26 protein-coding genes are annotated in these 25,520 nt (G+C 31.5%); 6 read left to right on the top strand and 20 right to left on the bottom strand.

The annotated features are described in order from the left end of the window. Positions 1–78 precede the first annotated feature (78 nt). The gene (locus tag BTO06_RS04260) at positions 79–1,701 is read right to left on the bottom strand and encodes an isocitrate lyase (RefSeq protein WP_100924115.1); all 1,623 of its coding nucleotides are present in this window, start codon (positions 1,699–1,701) and stop codon (positions 79–81) included. An 87-nt stretch (positions 1,702–1,788) separates the two neighbouring features. Then, a complete protein-coding gene (gene aceB / locus BTO06_RS04255) occupies positions 1,789–3,384 on the bottom strand; it encodes a malate synthase A (RefSeq protein WP_100924114.1) in 1,596 nt (531 codons plus the stop codon). Between the two features lie 126 nt (positions 3,385–3,510). Between aceB and BTO06_RS04250 the strand changes: the two genes are divergently transcribed. The 4 genes from BTO06_RS04250 (at position 3,511) to BTO06_RS04235 (ending at position 8,778) form a co-directional block, all read left to right on the top strand. After that, positions 3,511–4,995 carry a helix-turn-helix domain-containing protein gene (locus BTO06_RS04250; RefSeq protein ID WP_100924113.1) on the top strand — a complete coding sequence of 495 codons (1,485 nt, stop codon included), beginning with the start codon at positions 3,511–3,513 and terminating at the stop codon, positions 4,993–4,995. Between the two features lie 58 nt (positions 4,996–5,053). Next, positions 5,054–6,697, top strand: coding sequence for an acyl-CoA carboxylase subunit beta (locus tag BTO06_RS04245; protein WP_100924112.1), 1,644 nt, complete (start codon positions 5,054–5,056; stop codon positions 6,695–6,697). Between the two features lie 41 nt (positions 6,698–6,738). Then, positions 6,739–7,461 carry a YebC/PmpR family DNA-binding transcriptional regulator gene (locus BTO06_RS04240; RefSeq protein ID WP_100924111.1) on the top strand — a complete coding sequence of 241 codons (723 nt, stop codon included), beginning with the start codon at positions 6,739–6,741 and terminating at the stop codon, positions 7,459–7,461. A 126-nt stretch (positions 7,462–7,587) separates the two neighbouring features. Continuing rightward, complete coding sequence (locus BTO06_RS04235; protein ID WP_100924110.1) at positions 7,588–8,778, top strand: site-specific integrase; 1,191 nt, start codon at positions 7,588–7,590, stop codon at positions 8,776–8,778. Between the two features lie 30 nt (positions 8,779–8,808). On the opposite strand, the gene BTO06_RS04230 is transcribed toward BTO06_RS04235, so the two are convergent. Further along, complete coding sequence (locus tag BTO06_RS04230; protein WP_157811731.1) at positions 8,809–9,528, bottom strand: SOS response-associated peptidase; 720 nt, start codon at positions 9,526–9,528, stop codon at positions 8,809–8,811. Between the two features lie 58 nt (positions 9,529–9,586). Between BTO06_RS04230 and BTO06_RS04225 the strand changes: the two genes are divergently transcribed. Beyond that, the gene (locus BTO06_RS04225) at positions 9,587–9,880 is read left to right on the top strand and encodes a hypothetical protein (RefSeq protein WP_100924108.1); all 294 of its coding nucleotides are present in this window, start codon (positions 9,587–9,589) and stop codon (positions 9,878–9,880) included. 86 nt (positions 9,881–9,966) lie between these two features. Here the strand turns inward: BTO06_RS04225 and BTO06_RS04220 are convergent, their stop codons facing one another. The 17 genes from BTO06_RS04220 to BTO06_RS04140 form a co-directional block, all read right to left on the bottom strand. Then, positions 9,967–10,989: a hypothetical protein gene (locus BTO06_RS04220; protein WP_100924107.1), complete on the bottom strand. Its 1,023-nt coding sequence runs from the start codon at positions 10,987–10,989 to the stop codon at positions 9,967–9,969. 201 nt (positions 10,990–11,190) lie between these two features. Continuing rightward, entirely contained in the window at positions 11,191–11,760 is a 570-nt protein-coding gene (locus BTO06_RS04215; protein ID WP_100926706.1) for a hypothetical protein, read from the bottom strand. An 80-nt stretch (positions 11,761–11,840) separates the two neighbouring features. Then, a complete protein-coding gene (locus tag BTO06_RS04210; protein ID WP_100924106.1) occupies positions 11,841–12,578 on the bottom strand; it encodes a hypothetical protein in 738 nt (245 codons plus the stop codon). A 146-nt stretch (positions 12,579–12,724) separates the two neighbouring features. Then, entirely contained in the window at positions 12,725–13,297 is a 573-nt protein-coding gene (locus BTO06_RS04205) for a TlpA family protein disulfide reductase (protein ID WP_100924105.1), read from the bottom strand. Between the two features lie 155 nt (positions 13,298–13,452). Continuing rightward, entirely contained in the window at positions 13,453–14,004 is a 552-nt protein-coding gene (locus tag BTO06_RS04200) for a hypothetical protein (RefSeq protein ID WP_100924104.1), read from the bottom strand. A 71-nt stretch (positions 14,005–14,075) separates the two neighbouring features. Then, the gene (locus tag BTO06_RS04195; protein ID WP_100924103.1) at positions 14,076–14,441 is read right to left on the bottom strand and encodes an FEKKY domain-containing protein; all 366 of its coding nucleotides are present in this window, start codon (positions 14,439–14,441) and stop codon (positions 14,076–14,078) included. Positions 14,442–14,651: 210 nt separating this feature from the next. Beyond that, entirely contained in the window at positions 14,652–15,191 is a 540-nt protein-coding gene (locus tag BTO06_RS04190) for a hypothetical protein (RefSeq protein WP_100924102.1), read from the bottom strand. Between the two features lie 164 nt (positions 15,192–15,355). Beyond that, positions 15,356–15,820: a hypothetical protein gene (locus tag BTO06_RS04185; RefSeq protein WP_100924101.1), complete on the bottom strand. Its 465-nt coding sequence runs from the start codon at positions 15,818–15,820 to the stop codon at positions 15,356–15,358. Between the two features lie 183 nt (positions 15,821–16,003). After that, positions 16,004–16,477: a hypothetical protein gene (locus BTO06_RS04180; protein WP_100924100.1), complete on the bottom strand. Its 474-nt coding sequence runs from the start codon at positions 16,475–16,477 to the stop codon at positions 16,004–16,006. A gap of 148 nt (positions 16,478–16,625) precedes the next feature. After that, on the bottom strand, positions 16,626–17,246 hold the full coding sequence (locus BTO06_RS18400) for a hypothetical protein (RefSeq protein ID WP_157811730.1): 621 nt from the start codon (positions 17,244–17,246) through the stop codon (positions 16,626–16,628). Position 17,247: 1 nt separating this feature from the next. Further along, the gene (locus BTO06_RS04170) at positions 17,248–17,472 is read right to left on the bottom strand and encodes a hypothetical protein (RefSeq protein ID WP_100924098.1); all 225 of its coding nucleotides are present in this window, start codon (positions 17,470–17,472) and stop codon (positions 17,248–17,250) included. Between the two features lie 1,364 nt (positions 17,473–18,836). Then, positions 18,837–19,307 carry an OmpA family protein gene (locus tag BTO06_RS04165; protein ID WP_157811729.1) on the bottom strand — a complete coding sequence of 157 codons (471 nt, stop codon included), beginning with the start codon at positions 19,305–19,307 and terminating at the stop codon, positions 18,837–18,839. Positions 19,308–19,507: 200 nt separating this feature from the next. After that, entirely contained in the window at positions 19,508–19,882 is a 375-nt protein-coding gene (locus BTO06_RS04160; RefSeq protein WP_232731511.1) for a hypothetical protein, read from the bottom strand. Positions 19,883–19,981: 99 nt separating this feature from the next. Beyond that, positions 19,982–20,566: a hypothetical protein gene (locus tag BTO06_RS04155; protein ID WP_100924095.1), complete on the bottom strand. Its 585-nt coding sequence runs from the start codon at positions 20,564–20,566 to the stop codon at positions 19,982–19,984. A 137-nt stretch (positions 20,567–20,703) separates the two neighbouring features. Continuing rightward, positions 20,704–21,858: a hypothetical protein gene (locus BTO06_RS04150; RefSeq protein WP_157811728.1), complete on the bottom strand. Its 1,155-nt coding sequence runs from the start codon at positions 21,856–21,858 to the stop codon at positions 20,704–20,706. A gap of 218 nt (positions 21,859–22,076) precedes the next feature. Further along, entirely contained in the window at positions 22,077–23,852 is a 1,776-nt protein-coding gene (locus BTO06_RS04145; RefSeq protein WP_157811727.1) for a zincin-like metallopeptidase domain-containing protein, read from the bottom strand. A gap of 572 nt (positions 23,853–24,424) precedes the next feature. Continuing rightward, the gene (locus BTO06_RS04140; RefSeq protein WP_157811726.1) at positions 24,425–25,144 is read right to left on the bottom strand and encodes an SOS response-associated peptidase; all 720 of its coding nucleotides are present in this window, start codon (positions 25,142–25,144) and stop codon (positions 24,425–24,427) included. Between the two features lie 58 nt (positions 25,145–25,202). On the opposite strand from BTO06_RS04140, the gene BTO06_RS04135 reads away from it, so the two are divergent. Then, the gene (locus tag BTO06_RS04135; protein ID WP_100924091.1) at positions 25,203–25,496 is read left to right on the top strand and encodes a hypothetical protein; all 294 of its coding nucleotides are present in this window, start codon (positions 25,203–25,205) and stop codon (positions 25,494–25,496) included. Positions 25,497–25,520 lie beyond the last annotated feature (24 nt).

Below are 25,520 nucleotides of genomic sequence, written 5' to 3'. Positions count from 1 at the left end.
GTGGTTTTTACTTCAAACTAGAAATATATGTAAACAAATAATTGACTAAAACTTTTAAAGTTTTAAAGTTTTAGTATTTTACACTGTTACTGTTGCCAGTTTTTCTTCTGTTGCTTTAGAATCAAACTGGTTAGATGTATTTTTTGCCCCGCCAGCCTTTAAAGCATTGTCACCTGAAAAGAATGTTTTATGATCATCTCCAAGATCAGATCCAGCCATTCTTTGGTGCTTTACACAGGAAACTCCTTTTCTAATTTCTTGACGCTGCACTCCTTCAACATAAGCTAACATCCCTTTCTCACCAAAATATCCTTCTGCTAAATCATTCATATGAAGTGCAGTTGTATGGTATGTTGGCAATGTAATTAAGTGGTGGAAAATCCCCGCTTCTCTTGCTCCATCCAATTGAAAAGTTCTAATTTTCTCATCGGCTCTATTACACAATACAGAACCATCATATTTAGCATCCATTAAATTCTCTCTTTCATAACCCGATACATCTTCTCCGGCCTCAACCATCGCATCATACACTTGCGAACGGAAATTTAAAGTCCAGTTAAACGATGGTGAATTGTTGTAAACCAATTTAGCATTCGGTACTACTTCTCTAATTCTGTTTACCATTGCAGCAATTTGACCAACATGCGGAGTTGGTGTTTCAATCCATAATAAATCAGCTCCATTTTGTAAACTTGTAACACAATCTAAAACAACCCTATCGATATTTGTTCCTTCTCTGAATTTATATAAACCATTAGCTAATCTTACCGGACGAACTAATTTCCCATCTCTCTTTAATAACACCTCGTTATTTGTAACCTCATTTAAAGATACCTCCTCACATTCAACGAAATCTAAATACTGAGAAGCTAAATCTCCCGGCTCTTGACTGACAGGTAATTTTTGAGTTAATCCAGCTCCTTCTGAATCCGTTCTTGCAACAATAACTCCATCTTCAACTCCTAATTCTAAGAATGCATAACGAACAGCATTTAACTTTGCAATAAAATCTTCATGTGGAACAGTTACCTTACCATCTTGGTGTCCACATTGCTTTGCATCTGATACTTGATTTTCAATTTGAATTGCACAAGCACCAGCTTGGATCATTTTTTTAGCTAATAAATAGGTAGCTTCTTCGTTTCCAAAACCTGCATCGATATCTGCAATAATCGGAACAATATGTGTTTCGAAATTATCGATTTGACCTTGCACATCTTCTCCAGCCTCTAACCTTCTGAATAAATCATTTAATTCAATAGCATCTGCTTGACGCAAAAAATCGTAAATCTCTTCAATTAACCCTGCAACTGCTGTTTTCTCGTGCATAGACTGATCTGGTAATGGTCCAAATTCAGAACGTAATGCCGCTACCATCCAACCTGATAAGTATAAATATTTTTTATCTGTAGTTTTATTATGTTTTTTAACCGCAATCATCTTTTGTTGAGCGACAAATCCATGCCAGCATCCTAAGGACTGAGTGTACTGAGAAGAATCAGCATCATAATCTGCCATATCTTTTCTCATGATTGAGGCTGTATATTTCGCAATATCTAAACCAGTTCTAAAACGGTTTTGTGTCGCCATTCTAGCAGCACTTTCTGGACTAATAGCGTTCCATGATTTACCGAACTTTTCTTTTAAGTTTCTTACCGTTTCTAATGCAGAATTGTAACTTCCTTGTGGTAAATTTTTCATAATATTGTATTTCTAAAATAAGTTGTTTATAATAATGACTTGCCCTTTAAATGTTGCCGCATTTTGGGGCATTTTTTGTTTTAAATTTTAAATGTATTGATAAGCTGGAAGTGTTAAAAACTCTTCAAAATCTTCTGACAAGACTAAATCATCAAATAATTGAATCGCTAAATCAAATCTTCTCGTTTTAAATGATTCTTCTCCTACCATTTCTTTAATCTTTTCAATCTCCTGAATTTTTAATTTTTGATACATTTCAACATCAAATTCATCTTCACTTTCTAAGCTTACACCTTTGTGTAACCATTGCCAAATTTGAGTTCTAGAAATCTCTGCCGTAGCAGCATCTTCCATTAAATTATATAAGGCTGCTGCTCCATTTCCAGCTAACCAACTTTCAATGTAAAGAATTCCAACATTAATATTTTCACGAATACCAGTTTCTGTAACAGTTCCAATAGGCATTTCAACCAATTCTTCTTCTGTAACTATTAAATCTTCTCGCTTATTACCAATTTGATTTGAAGTTGGCATATGCTCATTAAAAACATCCATTGCAACCTTAACCAATCCGGGATGTGCAACCCAAGTTCCGTCGTGACCATTTTTAACTTCTTGTAACTTATCACCTTCTACTTTAGCATAAGCTGCTTTATTCGCTTCTTCGTCATTTTTAACTGGAATTTGAGCAGCCATTCCTCCCATTGCGTGTACACGACGAACATGACAACGTTGAACTACTCTTTGAGAATATGCTTTCATAAATGGCGAGCTCATTGTTACTTGTGCACGGTTCGGCACTAAAAACCCTTCATGATTTCTAAACTTTTTAATGTAGGAGAAAATGTAATCCCATCTCCCGCAATTAAGACCCGCCATATGATCTTTTAATTCATAAATAATTTCGTCTAATTGAAAACTAGCTGTTATTGTCTCAATAAGTACAGTAGCTTTAATTGTATCTTGAGCAATGCCTAAATATTCTTGAGCAAAAACAAAAACCTCATTCCACCATCTTGCTTCTAAATAATGCTCTAATTTTGGCAAATAAAAATATGTTGCTGTTCCTTGCTCTAACAACACTTTAATGTTATGGAAGAAGTATAATCCAAAATCTACTAATGATCCTGACATTTCTTCTCCATCTAACACAAAATGTCTTTCATTTAAGTGTAAACCCCTAGGTCTAACCAACAAAACAGCTGTTTCATCATTTAAGTTATATGTTTTATCCTTTATATCATTATAAAACGAAATCGTTTTCGTGTTTGCGTCAAATAAATTTTGTTGACCATTTAAAATATTCGAAATTGTAGGAGAATTACTATCCTCAAAATCTGCCATAAATGTTTTCGCTCCTGAATTCAAAGCATTAATTACCATCTTCCTATTTACAGGACCAGTAATTTCTACCCTTCTATCTAATAAATCTTTAGGCAATGGTTTACATACCCAATCTGAATTTCTTATAGATTCTGTTTCTTTTGGAAAAGAAGGATAATTTCCTTCATCAAAATACTCTTGCATCCTTACCCTTTCCTCAAGCAACTTTAAGCGTTTATTGTTAAACTTGACATGTAACTCTATTAAAAAAGCTTTCGCCTCTGGCGTTAAAATTGACTGGTAAGACTCTACTTCAAACCCGTTAAATTGAATATCATTTAGAATTGCTTTAATTTCCATTTTATCTTTTTTAAATAATTACACTACAATGTTATGAAATATTTTTGAACTCTGCAAGCGAACGTTCGCTATTTTTATTAAAAATTCAATTTTTATAAGTTCGCTAATATTCATAACTTTGAACTTATGTTACTAGAAGAACAATATATTCGCCTTATTTTTGGGCTAAAATTGAAGCAAATTAGAACAGAGAAAAAGCTCTCTCTTTTTGGTTTAGGAAAACTGACAGGATTATCAAAATCTTATTTAAATGAGATAGAAAAGGGAAAAAAATATCCAAAAACGGATAAAATTGCCATTTTAGCAGAAAGTCTTGAAGTTCCATATGACCATTTGGTCTCTTTGAAACTAGATAAAAACCTCGCTCCAATTGGTGAGATTTTACAATCTAAGATTTTAAAAGAAATTCCACTTGATCTTTTCGGTATAAAGGAAAATAACTTAATTGATATTATTGCGAATGCACCAGCTAAAGTAAACGCATTTATTAGTACGATAATTAAAATATCACAAAACTACAATCTTACTAGAGAAAGTTTTTTCCTAGCTTCATTACGTTCTTATCAAGAAGCACACAATAATTATTTTGAAGATATTGAAGAAAGAGTTGAAAAATTTGCAAAAGCTTATCATATCAATCTTAATAAAAAAATCACTTCTGAAGATTTAAAAGAAATATTAACCGAAGAATTTGATTACAATTTTGATAATGAAGAATTAACAAAACACATCAAATTAACTGAATTAAGAAATATTTATATTCCAAAAAAAAATACACTTTTATTGAGTAAAGAAATTTCGGAAGCACAGAAAACGTTTATTTATGCCAAAGAAATAGCGTATAATTTTTTAAAAATTGAAGATCGTTTATACACGTTTCCTTGGATTAAATTTGAAAGCTTTGATCAAGTATTAAATAATTTCATTGCATCTTATTTCGCTGGAGCTCTAATCATACCGAAACAACAATTAATCAATCAACTAAAGGAATTATTCAACAAAGAAGATTGGAATCCACTTAGACTTCATAAGATACTAACGAGTTACAATTGTTCTGATGAAACTTTCTACCAACGATTAACGAATATTTTACCTACAGCTTTTAATATAAAAAACTTATTCTTTTTACGTTTTACACATAAAAAAGATTCTCCAAAATATCGCTTAAGTAAAGAATTACACATTACCCAACAGCAAGCGCCTCATGCGAATCGAAATCAAGAGCATTATTGCCGAAGATGGGTGTCCATTAAAACCATTCAAGACTTTGAATATTCAGAACAAAAGAAATCTTCATCTGGAATACAGATTTCGTCTTATGAAAACTCTAACAATGAATATTTAGTATTGTCTTCTGCCAATAAAGATCCCTTTAAAAAAGACATATACCGTAGTATCAGTATTGGGATGCTCTTATCGCCACACTTAAAACGGAAAATAAAGTTTTTCAAGGAAGATACTTTTAAGAAAAACGTGGTTGGTGTAACCTGCGAATCGTGTTCCGTAACAGACTGTAAAGAGCGTGTATCAGAACCTTGGATACTAGACAAAAAAAAACGTTATAAAGAAATTGAAAATACGGTAAAAACCATCATCGAATCGTACAATTAATTACATTGAATTGTATTGCTATTTTCTTATTTTAGCACTCGCAAACAAACAAAGATCTATGGACATTAACTTCAATAAAAACGAAGACCACAACAAGTTGTTGGCTTCGGATTTAAAACAGCGTTTAGCCAAAATAAAATTAGGAGGAGGAGAAAAAAGAATTCAAAAACATCATGAAAAAGGAAAACTAACTGCAAGAGAGCGAATTGATTACTTACTTGATAACGACTCTGACTCTATTGAAATTGGAGCTTTTGCTGGTGAAGGAATGTATAAAGAACACGGTGGATGTCCTTCTGGTGGAGTAGTAATTAAAATTGGCTATGTAAAGGGAAAACAGTGCATTGTAGTTGCAAATGATGCAACCGTAAAAGCGGGAGCTTGGTTCCCAATAACTGGAAAAAAGAACTTAAGAGCTCAAGAAATCGCTATTGAAAACAAATTACCAATTATTTATTTAGTAGATTCTGCTGGTGTATATTTACCAATGCAAGATGAGATTTTCCCAGATAAAGAACACTTTGGTCGTATTTTCAGAAATAATGCCGTAATGAGTGGTATGGGAATTACACAAATTGCTGCTGTAATGGGAAGTTGCGTTGCTGGTGGAGCATATCTACCAATCATGAGTGATGAAGCCTTAATAGTAGATAAAACTGGGAGTATATTTTTAGCAGGAAGTTATTTGGTAAAAGCTGCAATTGGAGAAGCTATCGATAATGAAACTTTAGGTGGAGCAACAACACATTGTGAAATTTCTGGGGTTACCGATTACAAAGCTAAAGATGATAAAGACGCTTTAGATCGAATTAAAAATGTGATGGATAAGATTGGAGATTTTGAAAAGGCTGGTTACAACAGATCAGAAAGCAAAGCTCCTTTGAAAGATCAAGATGAGATTTTTGGAATTTTACCAAAAGCACGTCATGAACAATATGACATGATGGAAATTATAGAGCGCTTGGTTGATCATTCTGAATTTGATGAATATAAAGCTGGATACGGACAAACCATTATTACAGGTTATGCAAGAATTGATGGTTGGGCAGTTGGTATTGTAGCGAACCAAAGAAAAATTGTAAAATCAAAAGGTGCAAAAACAAAGCCTAGTGAAATGCAATTTGGTGGTGTAATTTATTCGGATTCTGCTGACAAAGCAACTCGTTTTATTGCAAACTGTAATCAGAAAAAAATTCCTTTAGTATTCCTACAAGATGTTACTGGGTTTATGGTAGGAAGCAAGTCTGAACATGGCGGAATTATTAAAGACGGAGCTAAAATGGTAAATGCTGTTAGTAATTCAGTCGTTCCTAAGTTCACTATTATCATTGGTAATTCATACGGAGCAGGAAACTATGCCATGTGTGGAAAAGCATATGACCCAAGATTAATCGCAGCTTGGCCAAGCGCTGAATTAGCTGTTATGAGCGGTGCTTCTGCTGCAAAAGTTTTATTACAAATAGAAACTGCGGCCTTGAAGAAAAAAGGTGAAGAAATTACTAAAGACAAAGAAGAAGAATTATTTGACAAAATTAAATCTAGATACGACGAACAAATTTCTCCGTATTATGCCGCCGCTAGAATTTGGACAGATGCTGTTATTAATCCGTTAGATACAAGAAAATGGATTTCAATGGGAATTGAAGCAGCAAACCATGCTCCAATTGAAAAGCCATTTAATTTGGGAGTTATTCAAGTTTAATTATTTTTACAAGAATTTTTTATAAAATATAATATCAGGAAATGGGAAGAGCATTTGAATTTAGGAAAGCAAGAAAGATGAAACGTTGGTCTGCAATGGCGAAAACTTTTACCAGAATTGGTAAAGACATAGTTATGGCTGTAAAAGAAGGCGGACCAAATCCTGAAACCAATTCTCGTTTACGTGTTGTCATCCAAAATGCCAAGGCTGCAAACATGCCTAAGGATAACGTAGCTCGTGCAATTAAAAAAGCATCCGATAAAGATACTGCAAACTATAAAGAAGTTTTATTTGAGGGATACGCTCCTCATGGAATTGCAGTTGTAGTAGAAACTGCAACAAACAATAACAACAGAACAGTTGCTAATGTAAGAGCTGCTTTCAATAAATGTAATGGAAACTTAGGAACTTCTGGATCGGTTGTATTTATGTTTGATCATGTAGTAAACTTTAAGGTAAAAGAAGAATCTTTAGGAATGGATTTAGAAGAATTCGAAATGGAGATGATTGACTTTGAAGTTGAAGAAGTTTTTGCAGACGAAGAAGATAACAGTATTATGTTATATGCTCCGTTTGGACAGTTTGGTGCAATTCAAGGATACTTAGAAGAAAACAATATTGAAATTGTTTCTTCTGAATTTGAAAGAATTCCTACAACTACTAATAAACTTAGTGAAGAACAACAAGCAGATGTTGAAAAACTTTTAGAACGTTTAGAAGAAGACGATGACGTAAATCAAGTTTATCACTCGATGGAGATGTAAACTCAGAAAACATAGTATACTCAACGAAAGCCCACTATTTAACTAGCGGGCTTTATAATTTATAATCATTTATTTTTAATTATATTTGACTTAAAAGAGAACAAATAGAGAACAAAAAGAGAACAAATGATTTTTAGCCTTCAAATTAATACTTATGTAAAGAAAAACGGAACTCAAGCTTTAAGACTGAAGGTTTCAACCTCTAATAAAGACACTCAATATATCGATACAGGAGTTTCCATTAAAAAAACACAATGGGATTCCAACAAAGAGCTTGTTAAAAAACATACTTTAGAAGAACAATTAAATGCCAAACTAAATACTTTAAAAACAAAGGTTCAGAAAATATACTACGAAAACAAAGGAATTTCAGCCAAAAGGTTATTACAAATCTACAAAGCAAACATCAAGTACAATACTGAGTCATTTATTGATTTCTACCAATCAACAATAGATGAAGACAAGCTGAGAAAAAAGTTTAGAACCGCTAAAACGAAACAACATTATCTAGATAAATTAAAAATGTTCTCAAACTTTATCTCTTTCTCCGATATCAATCATCAATTTTTGAAAGATTACGAAATCTGGTTATTAAAAAGAGATAACAGGAAAAATACAATTGCGTCAAACCTAAGAAGTATTATAACGGTTTTAAATACTGCAGTCAGAAATGGCTTAATTAAGGAAAACCTAGCACGTGGTTACAAAATCGAAAAAGAAAACACTGTTAAACAGTCTTTGAACTTAGAAGAAATTCAAAAGATTGCCGATTTAGATATCCCGAAAAGATTTAAAGCAATGAATGTTGCAAGAGACATGTTCTTATTTTGCTTTTATTCCGCTGGTATGCGCTTCACAGATATGTGTTTATTAAAATGGAAAAATATTAAAGAGAATAATATTGTTTATACAATGAATAAGGTAAAAGACAGAATAGGTGCTACCAGAACTATTCCTCTCAACCCAAAATCTAGAGCTATTCTAGAAAAATACAAAGGATTAAATAACACTTACGTCTTCCCTCCTCTTTACAAATCCGAATTTAAAGATCAAGAGCAAATTGAATATAACATCTACATAAAAAACAACAATTTAAACCGAGCACTGAAAATTGTTGCTAACCAATGTGATATTGACAAAAGAGTTTCGATGCATATGGGAAAACACTCCTTTGCTGACTACGCTGTAAAAAGCGAAGTTAGCTTATTAATGATTTCTAAACTTTTAGGGCATACAAGACTTGAAACCACTCAACATTATCTGAAAGACTTTTATCATAAGGAAGAATCCGACACGATCAATAAGTTATTTGGTTAATTATTAAACCAAAAAATATTTTACTAATAATTAAAACAACGATTGTTGTTCGGGGTAAAAAAAAGGTTGAATTCCTTCAGCATTATTTATAGGGTGACCACTACTCTTTCTTACTGGGTAATCAACGAACTTTTTACTAGTAAAGCTATTTAATAATTCCGTTATATCACTTGTATTTAAATCATTCGATAACCAATTTGATTCATCCTCCTGATTTAATATTAGAGGCATTCTAAAAGTACCTTGCTTTTTCTTATTGTGTATCTCTGCAAAATAAGGATTAGCTTCTCTAGTTATAATTGTAGTAGTGTATAAACCATCATCTAATTCTGTATAAACTCCTGCTAATGCAAACAAACCATGATCGTGATATTTTATATAATGAGGATAACTTATATCTGATCTGTAATGTGGTTCAAATATTCCATCTGCTAGAATTATGCAGCGTTGACTCTTTATAAAATATGCAGCTCTATTTTGATTGTTAAGTATTTTATCTACTCTGGCATTATAGGTTCGATATTGACTTAAATATTCTTGCCTCTTATCAATAGTTATATTTTCTGGAAGTAATCCCCAATATGCTGGGTTAATAATTTCACTTTCGTTTTGCTTTATGATATACAAATAATCAGTAGAATAACCAGATCTTGCGTAGTATGACTGATAAATTTCTGGTGCAATAAAACTCGCCTTAAATCTTTTTTCGTTTTCTTCTGCTGATTTTGTATTTGATTTAGTAAAGCACATAGTAATAATTATGGCTGTAAAGTTACCATTTAGTTTGAATTTGGAAACACTTATTAACATGCTACAAAATCAAGCAATCATCGCTACAAATTATAACGAACTTTGCAATATGTATTCAAAGTATTTCTCCAACGTAGTTAAAAGTCAAGGTGTGCCACACTTAAACGCTGATCAGTTTGTTCGCTATCAGAATATAATAGCATTAGAATATTTTATTAATCTTATAAAAAAGATTGGAGTATCGCACTCCTTATTTGGTCATGTTTCTAAAGCTGAAAAGAACTTGGAAAGACTTACTAAAAAACTATCTCCTGAGGAATTACTACAGGAGATGATAGAATTGTCTTATTAACATAGTTGCTATTCAGACGTAATTAATTATAACTTTCTTAAGTTAAATAGATTGTTGTTGGTTTTTACCTCAGTTCTTTGTTGGGCTTAGTATTTAATTATTGTGCCATCTTTACATTCATGACCGTTTTTATTGAAGGTTTTCTTTAAAAAGTCGATTTTATTAGACTCTAAACTACCAGAACCGGTAACATAGAGAAGGAATAAGTCTAGTTCTTCGTCTATAAGATAGCTGTCTAAAATAGAATAATATGAAGTTAACTTATCGTCATAACTTTTCAAATTAGGATTATTAGTAAAACTGTCAAGTTCATTGACAATAACATGAAATGCTTTAAAATATCTTTCAAAATCCTTCCTGTATCCTTTTGTAATTTCAGCCTTTGTTTTATTTATTTCTGGACTTTCGCCAAGCACCATACCTAGTTTTACCAAAAGATCAATTTTAATATTATCGAAGTATATTTTTTCCTTATATCCTAACGGGTATCTTCCACTTTTAAAATAGAGGAATGCATCATGAAGTAAGTCATCTTTTGGGTCTAAACGTTCTAAACTACTTGACAGGGGATCTGATTCATATAATTTCTTTTTTTCTTTTGAAAATCCATACATAATATCTGTTGTATAGCCTTCCATAAAAATAGAGACAGCCATAGATAATGCATGCCTATTATGAATAGTCAAATTCGCCTGCCAAGTAATGTGATAAATATTTTCGAAAATTTGAATTGCTTTGTGAAAATCTACTTCCCGTTCTTGAATTTGAGATTGAATGCTGCTAAAGTTTTCTAAAATGTGTAAAAATTTAGTTTCAAAGCTTTGAAAATTTACTTGATCTTGAATTTTTTGATTTGCTTTATATTGGATATGAAAAGCAAGGAAAGTTAAAACTGCAACAGTAAAGCCTATAAAGGGTGCTGTTAAACCATTTATAATATTTGCTACTTCTTCAGGTGTACCCAGAGATAATAAAATTGAGTTTCTGGTAATCAGATAGGGCATAAAGCTTGTTCCTAATACAATTATTAGAATCCACGAATTTTTAAGAAACAACTTTAGTACAATGTTCCCATAGTCTTCAATTTGGCTATTTTCTTTCTCTGTCATTTTTGTATATGTGTTAAAATGTATTTGTATAACTGTTGTTACGGGATTAAAGTTACATAATTTGTTAAAAAACTAGTGTTAGTAATTACCGGGTGGATTCCAACATAGTCGAATCCGCGGTAATTGCGGTTATACATTGTTGCCCACAGTTATTTTTTCTATTCCTTTTGTTGTTTTCACAATAAACTTTTTATTCCGTTGTTATCTATTTCTGTCAGTCTCAAACATTGTGATTTCAATAGCTCTATTCGGATGGATTTCATAATCAAAATTCCGAGCAATAATGTAGTGTAATTTTCCGTAATCTATATGTTCCGCAATAATTTTAAGTCCGTTTAAATATTCGAGATAGTTTTCGGGTTTATCAATTCCGTAACTGCTTTTCTTTTCGGTTAAGTATCTAAAAATCCGACTGTCCCAAATGGCATAATCTCTTGGGTTGATAAAATGCAACAGTTTTGAAAGTCCAACAAGTGAATTATTTATCGAGTTTTTTAGAATTTCCAATTCTGATTTGTTCAAAATGTGTCCATTTTTCGCAGCGTTTAATAAAAACAGTACTTTATTTTTTTGTTCCAGATTTAGTTGAATGATTGTCGGCATCCAACCATAAACAAAATGACTTGAAATTACCAAATGATGTTCCTCAATTTGGTCAATATTAGCAAAGTATTTTAGAAATTCTGGATAAGTTCGGATGTATGAATCATTCTCCGTCAGAACGAATTTTTCCGCATCTTTTAGTATCGTTTCAAAGTTCAGATTTTTCAATTCAGTTCGGGTTTCTTTAATTGTTGGCAACGTTTTGGCTAAACTGCGTTTTAATGCAGTTTAGGTTTTGTTGTAAGTTGTTAAATAATCCTTGGTTTGACAATCAATTTTATATTCAATTCTGCATTGAATTCATCACTAGCTAAAACATTTCTTAGCGTATTCTCATTTTTATCAAAAATTCCTTCATTGTGTTCAATTTCAAGATCCTCTCCTTCATAAGTCTCATACAAGTATTCCGAAGTGCAGTCTTCTCGATGAATAAAAGGGCAATAAGGCTCAGATTCAGGTAGTTTATCAATAACTCCAAACTTAATACATTGTCTCAATACTTGGCGAGAGGATGTTAGCATTTCATTAATAGCTAGAAGCCTTACTCCATTATTTTTTCTAATTTCTAAAACTTTCATCCAACTGTAATAATAACCAGAGTCATCTTCAAATCTTACGATGGTTGGCATTTCAACTAGTTGATCTGTAGAGTTGATTACTCTACCAGCTCTGTCTATTTCCTTGTGCTTATATGCATCTGCTAAATTACATAGGGCATGAATGTTAGAATTAGATTCTTTTAGTTTGTCAATTAACTGATTGTGGAGTTTTTTTGCTTTTTTGTTTGTTTCAAAGCCATACTCTTTAATTATCTCTGATCCCTTCTCGATACACAGATATTCAATCAGAGCTTTTATGGATTCACACAATTCCAGAAAAGCTTTTTTCGATTTATCTAAACCAAAATCATTTGTCGACAGAGAAGAAATGACCCTGTTATAGTTAGGCACATAAGAGTTTAATATATAATTTCTTGTATTCTTCATTAGTGGTTTTTATAATAACGTATTTGTGTATGATTTTTTGCGGGAAAATCAGCAAGATTTTTTGCTACAACACTAAGTTAATTAATTTGCGCGAATTACCGAAGAGGAAGTTCGCCGCAATTAATTTTACGCATTGTTGGTAATAGTTATTTTATCAATTGTATGATTAATCTTTCGATTTTTTTATAGTTCTGGTTATGAGCTTCTTCTATTGACATACTATACAATTCTCCTTTTACAAGTACATCATTCATTTCTACAGCTGCTCCTATTTCAATTTTTTGAATTCTATTTTCAGTATTTATTGAATAAACTGTGGGGAATCCAAAACAATTTTCAAATTCTCCTATTTCTATACATGCAATATCATCTTTTCTTTTTTTTGATGGAATTAAAATAACTTTTGAATTATATTGATCCTTTATTTTAACCAATTCTTTTTTAGAATCCCAAAAGAGATAGATAAAGTCAATTTGATTAAAATATTTTTCTACATTCTTATTTACTGCTTCTTTTAGGTATACACATGGACCACACCAGGAAGCAGATACTACAACTATTTTGGGCTTTTTGTTTTCTTTAAAGTTATAGCTGATTCCGTTAATATCCTCAAAAACGAAATCTCCAAATTCTTTGCCAACTAGATCTTGTCCTCTATTGTCTTGAGAAAAAGATAGTTGAATGAATAAAATAGAGGTTAAAATAATAAATTTTTTCATAGTTTTTTTAAATTATTACCAACGTATTTGTGTATGATTTTTTGCGGGAAAAGGACGCGAGTCGTTTTCCGATGTTGCGGAAAGATAATTAATAAGATTGAATTTCCGTTGAGGAAATTCAGCCGCAATTGATTATACACGGTGTTGTACAATGTTTAATGTTCTTTTATTTTTTTTATATCTCCATACGGGTCATACTTAATCCATTTTCCAATTTTTTTTCCGTTTTTTCGCTTACCTTCTTTAAATAAAAACCAACCACAAATCTTGGGAGAGAATTCATACTTTTTTTCAAGTATTATGATGTCATAAGATTTATCACTATTTAAAAAGGTGTCTAAATCTTTCTCATTTGTGTCGATACTTAATGTTTGTATCTCTTCCATTAGAACTCCAAAGCTATTGTAGTGTTTCCATTTAAGAAGTATTCCAAAATTGTCATAATAAGATTCAGTCATTATTCCTCCACTATAATAATATCTTGTGTGCTTCCCTGCAGATCTCTCATATTTATAATTATCTGAAGTATAAGTGTAATAAAAACCAAATTCCTTTTTATTTCCATTTTTATGTTTTGTATTTATGAGAGTAGTATCTGACGGTTTAAAATTTGCTGTTACTCTTTTAAAGTTTTCAGAATGTTGCGCCGAGATTGATTCAACAAAAATCATTAAAATTATTGTCGCGAGTTTTAGATTCTTTTTCATTATTTAAATTTTGTACAACGGTTTGGCTAAGCTGCGTTTTAATGCAGCTTAGGTGGTGTTGTACGCTGGTTTTAATTCAGACGTTTTATTTTAATAAACGAATCGATTTTTTTTTCATACTTCTTTCGCCAATTCATTCCGTTTTTTTTCTCCAAATATCTTTCCATTACGGCGTTGTAAGCGTCAATTCCGTTTAATTCAGATTGGGTTACCATACAACCAAAATTCACATTTTTAAATCCATATTTTTCTGTAATTAAATTCAACTCAGTGTTCGAAAAGATTGGAAGTCCAACAGTAACTATTTTAGGATTCCCATTCATAACATCAATTTTTGCAGTCAAAAAATTATATCTATTGACAAATCCAAAACTCCATAGTAAAATTCCGAATAGTAGAATTCCAATTCCGATTAATATTTTCTTTTTACGTTTCATTGGTCAACTTGCGTACAACGGTTAGTATATGGCAAGTAGGGCAGTAGAAAGCGATAGACTTTCGGATTTGCACTGAGCCAAAGCGTTGTATTTTGTTTTTAATTTATTCATTTTAAAAGCCAAATCAACGATTTGGCGGTGTTTGTACATAGCACAAACTTTCTTAAACTACCGAACGCCCTATTTGCTATATACAGTGTTGTAGTTCGTTTATTTTTTTACGAATCCGATTAATTCTCCGTCCAATTTTTCTTTCCATCCAACCCCGTCCTTGGGATTTTTTTCATGGATTTGCAACCATAAAGTATCAGTCAATGCGCTTAATCTAATTTCTTTTTTCGTTTCCATTATTCCACCATTGGTCTTGTTAATGCTGCCGTTTATTACTGGACTTAAGCTAAAAAGAAATGTGCCTTCATTAGATTTGTCAAATTCAAAAACAATATTGTATCCGCTTCGCTTTTCAAGTTTTGTGTTTAGACAATTATCAGAGTTATAGAACCACTGTGACTCAACCCACACGTCCTTAAAAGTTATTTTTTCATCATGATTTTTTAAATCGACCTCTTGTTTTAATGGTTCATATTCCATTAGATAAAATCCATTCTGTTGAGACTGTTCTTTAGTATTTGAAGTCTGAGTGCAATTTTTGCATTTGACACCAACTTCACATAAAAAGTTCATAACGAAATAAATTCCAATACCTAAAACTCCAAGGACAATTAATACTATGGTTAGCTTCTTTTTCATAATGAACTACAACGGAATTGTGTATGGTTAGTTGCGTGTTTAAGCAACTAAATTAGTAAACAAATACGAACCCGAGAAAATTCCGAAGGAATTTTCCAAATAAGCACCTGCCAAAGCAATTAATTATACACGGTGTTACCATACGTATTTTATTCCGCTATTTGTTAATTCAGTATTTTGTTTTCTACAATATCAAATCCAAAAAAACCTTTTCTTGATTTAAATTTGATAGATTTATAAAAGTTCATTTTTGCATAATATTCGTTAGCGAAAACTAACTCTTTATTTTGTCCTTTGTATTTTATTGTAAATACAGGTTGTTCCTTTCCAATTCCAGATTTTTTTGTTCCACGTATTGAAGTTCGGTCAATAATTTTATAAGATTCTGTTTTCACGTTTTGGTCAGCAAAATAGTAATTCGTAAACATAAAGATTGAACACGCTATAAATCCGTATCCGACTAAATAATTTAATGTCGCATATAATTTCGTTGTTCCATAATGAAAATAAGTTTCTTTATAATTCTTATAATCTAGCAGATAAGCTATTATTCCAACTGCAATTATTAATGACGCAGGAATTATCCAGTTTATTATTGTATTCCGAAAAATTTGTATTTGAAAATACATCAAAATTATTCCTAAAAAGAAAATAATCGGATAGAATATTTTTCGTTGTTTGTGCGTCATTGTGATATGTATGGTAACGTATTTGTGTATGATTTTTTGCGGGAAAAAGACGCGAGTCATTTTCCGATGTTGCGGAAAGATAATTAATAAGATTGAATTTCCGCTGAGGAAATTCAGCCGCAATTAATTATGCGCATTGTTAGCTGACGTTTTTTTAAAAATATTATCATTTAATTTTCCATCTGCTACGTGATCAAAAAGCATTAACTTTCTTATGCTTTTCCATAATGAGTTTTTGTATAATCTTTCGTTTTTTAAAGATTCAGGATAAAGAATTTTTACATCATCATAAAAGTCAATCCGCCATTGTGTTAATTCTATTTTAAATTTTTCCTCAATCAGTGGTTTGAGTATTTCAAATCCGTCAATTTCCCATGTAACATTTAGAAAGTATTTCTTTAAATCTATATCAATAAATCCAAGAAAATAACTATCATTATCTCCATCCATACAGTTTATTCCTGCGATTGAGATTACTTTTTCTAAATCTAAAACCCAAGATTGGTCTTTATGCGTGGTCCAATACCCAGCTCTATGTCTTCCATTGAGCTCACTTTCATAAGTTATTAAGTTATTTTGAATATAGATTTTGTTCATAGCAATGGCAGCTAACGGTCTCGGCTATGAGTAGTTGCGTGGATTAACACTTAACTTAGCAAGTATACACCAAACTGAATATCCGCGAGGATTTTCAGAAGTAGGTGAGACCAAGCAATTACTTATAGCCATTGTTGCCAGTAGTTTTTTATTTTCCGATGATTGCCCTAGCTACGTTATCCATAGATTTGAAAAAAACATCAAGAGGTGTTTTTATTTCAATTTCAGTTCGTCTGTATTTACGTGCCTTTTTGATAATTTCTATAATATATTCCGTGTTTGGGTTTTCATCTATTTCTATATCTAATTCGCTTACTTTAAATTCCAATTCTCGAATTTCGTTTAACGTTCTAGTTATTTCCTTATTATTAGAAATCTGCTTATCTAAAGTCTCATAGTACCGCTCTAGCTGTTCTTTAAAAAATAGATTTAGACTTGCTTTTTTAACTAAAAATTCAAGTTCCTCTTTTTGTAATTCCAGTCTCGAAATATCACTTTCCCTAGTTTTTAATTCGGCTTCTTTTTTCTGAATCTCTTCGGCTGTTTTAGCTAAACTTTTTAATGTGTCAAGTTCTATATTTTTAATGTCAGAGGTTCTTAAACTTGGCAGAACAAAAGCCAATAAACCAACGGTAGAAGCTAAACCTCCCAAAATTGTTGCAATTTGGTTATAAAGAGTTTGTTCTAAAATGTCAAATACAACTAAAACGTAACCTGCAAGAAAAAAAAGAACAACTAATATTATAAAGAATCCTGTAATTTTTTTCATCTTATTGAGTTAAGTCTAAAGTTATTTTATCAGGATAATTTCTACATATCATCAGTAATTCAGATGTCGTTTTCGAATTACAATTTCTAATTGTTATATGGCCGTTTTTTTTTCCAATGCTTCCAATTATCATTATTAATTCGCTAGTAGTCTTACTATTTGCATCTACAATAATACTAGCTCCAGTTCCTGCGAGCATAATAATTTCAGATGTGGTTTTATTCATTTGTTCGATGTTTTTAAATTACTGGCAACGTAATTGTGTATGAAAAGTTGCGATGATTTTTAGCAGCAATTTTTCATTCGTTTTTCATGATTTAAAAGTAAATATAATTTTTGATTTATAGAGAATGCAGCAATTTTTTATACACGCTGTTAACTAATGTTGGAGAACACTAGCCAAAATTCAAAGCGTTTAGAAAATTTTACACTGAAAGCAAACGAGACAGAATGCAACTCTAAATGTTTACAAACAAGCACAATTGTCAGCCAATAAAAGATAAATAGTTAAAAGCCTTACTTGCATTTAGTTTGCGTAATTTGATTGTTGTAAAAAGCCTTTTTTTAGAAAAAGAACGGAGCAGAACGTTCAGCGAGAATTGGCTAAAAATACGATGAGGTTCTACTTAAAAGTGAAAAGTAAGCTAAGTTATCGGAACGAGTCAGAGACTTTTCAAACACAAAACAAGAACCGACAATCAAGAAATTAGGAGATTGGCAAATGATCCAAGCCATCAAACGTTTAGTTCTCTAAAAAAAGGACAAAGCTGGAATTATTGTTGAAAAGTACAATTTTGCAACTGACTTTGATTTATCAAAAAGAGAACTTCACATAATTCTCGACAATGATAGTTAACGTAATTGTGTATGAAAAGTTGCGATGATTTTAGTAACAATTTTTCATTCATTTTCATGATTTAAAAGTAAATATAATTTTTGATTTATAGAGAAAGAAGCAATTTTTTATACACGCTGTTAACTAATGTTGGAGAACACTAGCCAAAATTCAAAGCGTTTAGAAAATTTTACACTGAAAGCAAACGAGACAGAATGCAAAACTAAACGTTTTCAAACAAGAACAATTGTCAGCCAATAAAAGATAAATAGTCACAAGCCTTACTTGCATTTAGTTTGCGTATTTTAAGATTTGTATAAAGCCTTTTTTTAGAAAAAGAACGGATCAGAACGTTCAGCGAGAATTGGCTAAAAATACGATGAGGTTCTACTCAAAAATAAAAAGTAAGCTTAGTTATCGGAACGAGCCATAGACTTGTCAAACACAAAACAAGAACCGACAATCAAGAAATAATGAGATTGGCAAATGAGCCAAACCATCAAACGTTTAGTTCTCTAAAAAAAGGACAAAGCTGGAATTACTCTTGAAAAGTACAGTTTTACAACTTACTTTGATTTATCAAAAGGAGAACTTCACATAATTCTCGACAATGATAGTTAACGGTTCGTATAACCGTCAGTTACGGGATTAAAGTTACTATTTTTCGGTTAAGCAGAAACGTTAACAATTCTGAGTGGATTCTGGCGAAATCGAATCCGCCGTAATTGCGGTTATACATTGTTGTGAGAAGTATTTTATTCATTAATAATTTCAAAATCAGTTCGACGATTTTCTTTTCTCCCTTTTTCATTTAAAGGAGCGTTTGGTCGGTCGTTTTTAACATCAAGTATTTCAATCCGATTTTTTTTAATTCCATTCTTAATCATAATCATCTGAACAAATTCAGCCCGCTTGAGTGATAATTCAGGATTGTTTTTTAATTCAAATTTATCCAAGTTACCAATTATCCGAATTCTTAAATTCTCGTTTTTAAGCATAGCTCCAATTGCGCAATAAGCAAATTCTAACTTCTCTGTTGTAAAGCAATTCTGGTTGAAGTAAATATTACTCTCAAAATTAATATCACTTATAATTCCTTGCTTTTCTAATTCTGCTTTTTGTTCCCGCTCACTTTCTCTAATTGCAAAAATACTATCTGATTTTGAAACTAAATACTCGGTCGATTTTTTTTCAATTTTATTTGCATTCACGCAATTTTTTTTCATTCTAACGCAAGCTGAAATAATGGTCAAAATTAATAATGCAAAGAGTTTTTTCATATTGCTCACAACGGTCTCGTATAACCGTCAGTTACGGGTTTAAAGTTACTATTTTTCGTTCAAGCACTGACGTTTGCAATTCCGAGTGGATTCGGACGTAGTCGAATCCGCCGTAATTGCGGTTATACATTGTTGTGCATAGTTTTTTATTCATCTACGACTCCGATAAATATTAAATATTCAATTTCGGTATCATAGACTTCTAATAATTCCTCTTTAGTCAGGTCAACTTTCTCTTCATTCAGAGCGTATTCCACCATTTGGTTAATATTCAGTTCGACATTCGATTCAGGTTCGCTTTCAGGATTTGGAATGTCAGAAGTCAGTCCAGTTTTCTCCATATAATTCATTTCTGCAAGTAGAGCGTCATGAATCAAATTCAAGTCAGATTTTTTCTTTTTCAGCTTTAATGCAATGAAACAAGTCGCCTCGTCCAAATCATATATTTCTTTTCCAGCGTTATTTTCATTTACAGTACATATTGGTTCGTTTTTGCAACCGAAAAATGAGAGTAAAGTCAAGATGAATATTTTTTTCACGTTTTTGTTTGATCAAATTATGCACAACGTTTCGGCTAAGCTGCGTTTTAATGCAGTTTAGGTTTTGTTGTACCTCGTTTTTTATTCAAATATTTTATTCAATTCTTCAATTTCAGAGTCTTGAGCTAATTTCTTGCTAATCGTCCAAATCTCTTTTTCCCATATTTTCCAACTTTCCGAATTTGGATTATTAAGAGTCATCCTTATTTCAGTATTTGGTGCAAATATTAAATATTCATATCCAACTCCATCTAACGTGATTCCAAGATTTGCATCAAACATATCATAAGATGTCAGATTTCTAATCTTATCCTCGAATTCGTTAGTTTTCGTAATCATATAAAATTCATTTATTTTTCCTTGGTTGTCTATTGTGAAAAGTCCTTGAATTAATTTTTCAGGATTTTTAAATTCTCTAAATTCAGTTTTATTAAATTTTATAGAAAACAACCAACACCATCCTTTATACGACTGTGCGATATTAACTAACCAACTGTAATCGATATAGATTTCATTAGTTCTCCAATTTCGTTCGTCTCGGATTGTAATATTTCCAGCTCTTAAATCCGGAACTCCCAATTTGGAACATAAACTGGCAATTGCCTTCTGGTGAAGCTTTTGCTTATTCAATTCATTTTCTCTTATGGTCTCTGTTCTGTTCGTCATTTCGTAAATGAGGTACAACGGCCTTGTATATGAAAAGTAGCGGATTAATGCATTAATTTTTCAGGTTTACAATGACCTTTAATTTATTTCATTTTCTTTTGTTTAAGCGAATAAACCGCTATTTTTTATATACGTTGTTAGCGGCTGTGATTTTCATTCCAGTCCACTTTTAATATTTTATTTCCGTTTATTATTAAAACTGATATCTCTCTATAAAGTCCTGTTCCATAATGGTCTAAACTCATCAAAATGTAATTCCCATATTGGTTGGTAATTGGGTCGTGAGTATATAAATCACTAAAAAATAAAGGATGTACTATCTCAATTTCGTTGCCTTTTATTTCTGCAAGAAAAGTTAAGTCAGAAAGATGAACTATAAATAACTCTTTGTCTTGGTATTTAAAAGATGAGAATATTTGAACTCCATAAAAATCAAGCTTTTTCTTGTAAGCATTTGATTTGTCAACATATCCTAAAGCCTCTCCATTTAATGTTTTTCCAATTTCAATTGGTTTTGCCAAGGTCAATTTTCTCGGGTCAGCTATAGTTTTTATTTCAGTCGAACCTCCACCGTGTCCCAAATGAGCCAATACATTATATCCATTTTTGTCCTTAATAACTGAATTGGCGCAAGTGGATTCGGTAAAAAATGATTTTGAGGATTGTTTTTCGAAGAAATAAACTGTTCCACCCCATTCACCGTGACAATCTCCATAAACGATAAATTCATCGTCTTCAAATAGTTTAGGTTGATTATTTAAAGGAAAATAGTCTTTATATCTTATCCATTTATTTCCATTCCATCTATAAATTGAATTACCAGATAATGCGCCTAATTGTTTGTCGATTATCCAATGATATTTGAATTTTTTAGTATTTAGTTTATTCTCAAGTTTTGTGTCTCTTTCAAAACTGTCTAGCTTAAGACAAGTGAACTTTCCATTCTCGAAAAGGGAAACGAGTGAATTTTCATAGATTACTGAAAATGATTTGGGGAAATTTTTAACGTAATCCTTGTCTTCTTCAGCTTCTTCATATTTGTCTGCGAAATAGGGATTTTTAACGACAATGTGAGTTGTGTCGAATTCTATAAAATTTTTACTGACAGAAACATTGAATTTTTCCTTAAATGGACTTGTGTAGAGACTATCGCGAGTGATTGTTATTTCATCCCAACTTTGTTTCTGAAAATAATCCACGAGCTGTTTTTCAAATTTCAGTTGTTTGTTTTGAGCGCAAACTGAAGTCGAAAATCCGAAAATAAATAATATGTATAAAAGTTTCTTCATCATTGCCGCTGACTCGTTATATCTGTATAAATATTCCTATTTATCGATTAAATATTCCGGATAACAGGAACTTTTGTGTTTTTTTAGTGTTTCTATTTATCGGGGTGTTTTTTCAAAAGTATTGAAAATTTAATTAACTCCAAATAGTTTTTTTAAACACAAAAAAATACCCCACAGAAATTCTCAATAGGGTGTTTTAATGAATAAAAGAAAGACAAAATTTACAAATCGATAATTATATCATCCCCACTTTCTTCTTCAGGTAAAGTTGCTTTCTTTTCAAAAATATTATAGGTAACCTCCAAACTATTACCTCTATTTTTTTCTAATTCGGCAAAACGTTTTTCGTAGTTTTTATTGCTATGGCAATAAATGATTTTAGTCGGGTTATGCGCCATTTTATTTCCTCCGTACATTCTGCCATTCTCTTTTACCTGAGAAATAAAAACCCAAATCACTTCTGGAAATTGATTCCTTAACTCATTTAATTGATCTGCGGTAATCTTTAAATCGGTAACGGAATCAGCAACAATAACATCGTTAATTTGACTAATCGCCTTTAGCTCTTCCATTGGTTTTTCAACATAACCTTTAACTAAAATATTTCTTTTTCCCTGGGGAGTTGTATTTCGGTTTAAAGAATCGATAGTGTCCTTACATTCCATTCCTCCCTGTTCATAGTCAATATAAACTACTTTCTTGTTCAGTTCTCCAAAGCCATTTGCTATTTGCATAGCTAATTGACTTTTACTGGAGTGTTTATTTCCTTTGATAATGATCAGTTCTTTATACGGTTGGATATTCTGTAGAAATTTTCCAATTTCTCCTGGTAATCTATAAATTCCAGATGCTTGTTTTGGAGCCGAAGTAGCTTTTATATAACCAAGTTTTTGCATCTTCTTTTCGTATTCACTTAACTCTTCATTCTTTGTTATGTCTATAACTGGAGTAGATGAAATATTGTCAACAGTAGTTGCTAATTTGTTGTTTTGTACCTGAGTTTCTTCTTCCTTGATAACAACAGGAGCAACAACAGTTGTTGCTATTGTTGGTTGGTTGTTGGTTTCTAGATTCAAAAGAACATCACCCGCTCCTTTTAATCCTAATTCCAATTGTCTTGATTTTCTTTGTTGCTTCGGAATGGAAAAGTTTACCGCAATTTTTAAGTGTCGTTTTTCAATTTCTGTTTTCATCTTTTTAATTAAAGAAGTTTTTCCTGCTTCTGTTAATAATGATGATTTTTTATAATTAGGGTAATTTCTACTATTGCTAAGAATATGTTTTGCTAGTAAACTATACGCATAGGCTTTTGATAATAGAGCATCACTAATCTTTTCTAGATTATAGCCTTTGTTTACATGTGAGAAAATTGTTTTCTCAGAGATTAACTTTTTAAATGAAAAATCAAACTCTTTTTTAGAGAGTTCTTTTTTCATTTTCTTTAAGTACAACGGAGTTCCTTCTTTGTCTCGTTGTAAGATATAATCCGTTGCTTTTTGCGCTAATGAAGAGGCTCTTAAAATTAACTTATTATCTTTCTTTATGTCTTTTAAAGCATTTCTCCATCCTTTTAAATACTCAGCATGATTTTTATTTGTTCTCCAAATAATTCCAGCTTCAGCACTTAAAAACACAGCTCCGAATTCAGCAACTAACTCTTCTTTAGCATATTGCTCCTGATCCATTGATAATTTTCTATCCAATCTTTCTTCATGGCCCGTAGCATGAATGTACTCATGAAAAAGGGTTCTGTAATAATCGAATTCTGTATCAAACCTTTCAATTTTTGGCATTTGCACGTAATCTTTCCCAGGAGTATAAAATGCTCTATCACCACCATGTTTTAGTTCAGGAATTGGTGCCGGAAAGTTTTTAATAATAGCCTCAGCAACTTGTAACTTTTCACCATCATTTCGCACCATACTTTTTCTTAGCTCTTCCAGTTTAAAATCAATATTTTCTACATCTTCGCCATTGAAGATTTTATAGTATTTCATAATTGGAATGTATGATTGCCCTACCAATTCTTCAATACTAAACTTTGATTCACGTAACAGTCGAATTTTACTTTTATTGGCTTTTAAGAAAATGATAAATTTCCTTACATAAAACAATTTTGGAGTTAAAAAATTTCACGGATTTTTCACGGATTTTTTACGGATTTTTCACGGATTTTTCACGGATTTTTCACGGATTTTTCACGGATTTTTCACGGATTTTTAAAAAAATACAGCAAAACACACTCAAATATATGTAAATTATTTTTTTTATACTTCATGTGTGTACTCATCAAAACACGTAAAAACAAAATCAAAATAGAAGTAAAACCCTTATAAACTAGAGTATTAACAACAAAAAAGCCTTACTAAAACTAGTAAGGCTTATTGTGATCGCGACAGGATTCGAACCTGTGACCGTCTGCTTAGAAGGCAGAGGAACTTTTATCTTAAGACTCTTATTATCAATAAGTTACTAAATTTAATGTAAAAAATTTCCCAGAAATTGCACACATAAAAAAGAAATTAAATAATTATGAACTATTGAAATAATTGAGTTTCCTTATCGATTATTAAAACAACGATTGTTGTTCGGGGTAGAAAAAAGGTTGAATTCCTTCAGCTTTATTTATAGGGTGACCACTACTCTTTCTTACTGGATAATCAACGAACTTTTTACTAGTAAAGCTATTTAGTAATTCCGTTATATCACTTGTATTTAAATCATTCGATAACCAATTTGATTCATCCTCCTGATTTAATATTAGAGGCATTCTGAAGGTTCCTTGCTTTTTCTTATTGTGTATCTCTGCAAAATAAGGATTAGCTTCTCTAGTTATAATTGTAGTAGTATACAAACCATCATCCAGTTCCGTATAAACTCCTGCTAATGCAAACAAACCATGATCGTGATGTTTTATATAATGAGGATAACTTATATCTGATCTGTAATGTGGTTCAAATATTCCATCTGCTAGAATTATGCAGCGTTGACTCTTTATAAAATTTGCAGCTCTATTTTGATTGTTAAGTATTTTATCTACTCTGGCATTATAGGTTCGATATTGACTTAAATATTCTTGCCTCTTATCAATAGTTATATTTTCTGGAAGTAATCCCCAATATGCTGGGTTAATAATTTCACTTTCGTTTTGCTTTATGATGTACAAATAATCAGTAGAATAACCAGATCTTGCGTAGTATGGCTGATATACTTCTGGTGTAATAAAACTTGCGTTAAATCTTTTCTCGTTTTTTTCTACTGATTTTGTATTTGACTTAGTAAAGCACATAGTAATAATAATAGCTGTAAAGTTACTATTTAGTTTGAATTTGAAAAGACTTATTAACATGCTACAAAATCAAGCAATCAATGCTACAAATTATAACGAACTTTACAATATGTATTCAAAGTATTTCTCCAACGTAGTTAAAAGTCAAGGTGTGCCACACTTAAACGCTGATCAGTTTGTTCGCTATCAGAACATAATAGCATTAGAATATTTTATTAATCTTATAAAAAAGATTGGAGTATCTCACTCTTTATTTGGTCATGTTTCTAAAGCTGAAAAGAACTTGGAAAGACTTACTAAAAAACTATCTCCTGAAGAATTACTACAGGAGATGATAGAATTATCTTATTAACATGGTTGAAATTCAGTCATAATT

Source organism: Tenacibaculum sp. SZ-18 (genome assembly GCF_002813915.1).
In the GTDB taxonomy this organism is placed as follows: domain Bacteria; phylum Bacteroidota; class Bacteroidia; order Flavobacteriales; family Flavobacteriaceae; genus Polaribacter.
Note: the sequence above shows the minus strand (reverse complement) of the source record. Positions and strands in the feature narration are given on the sequence as shown.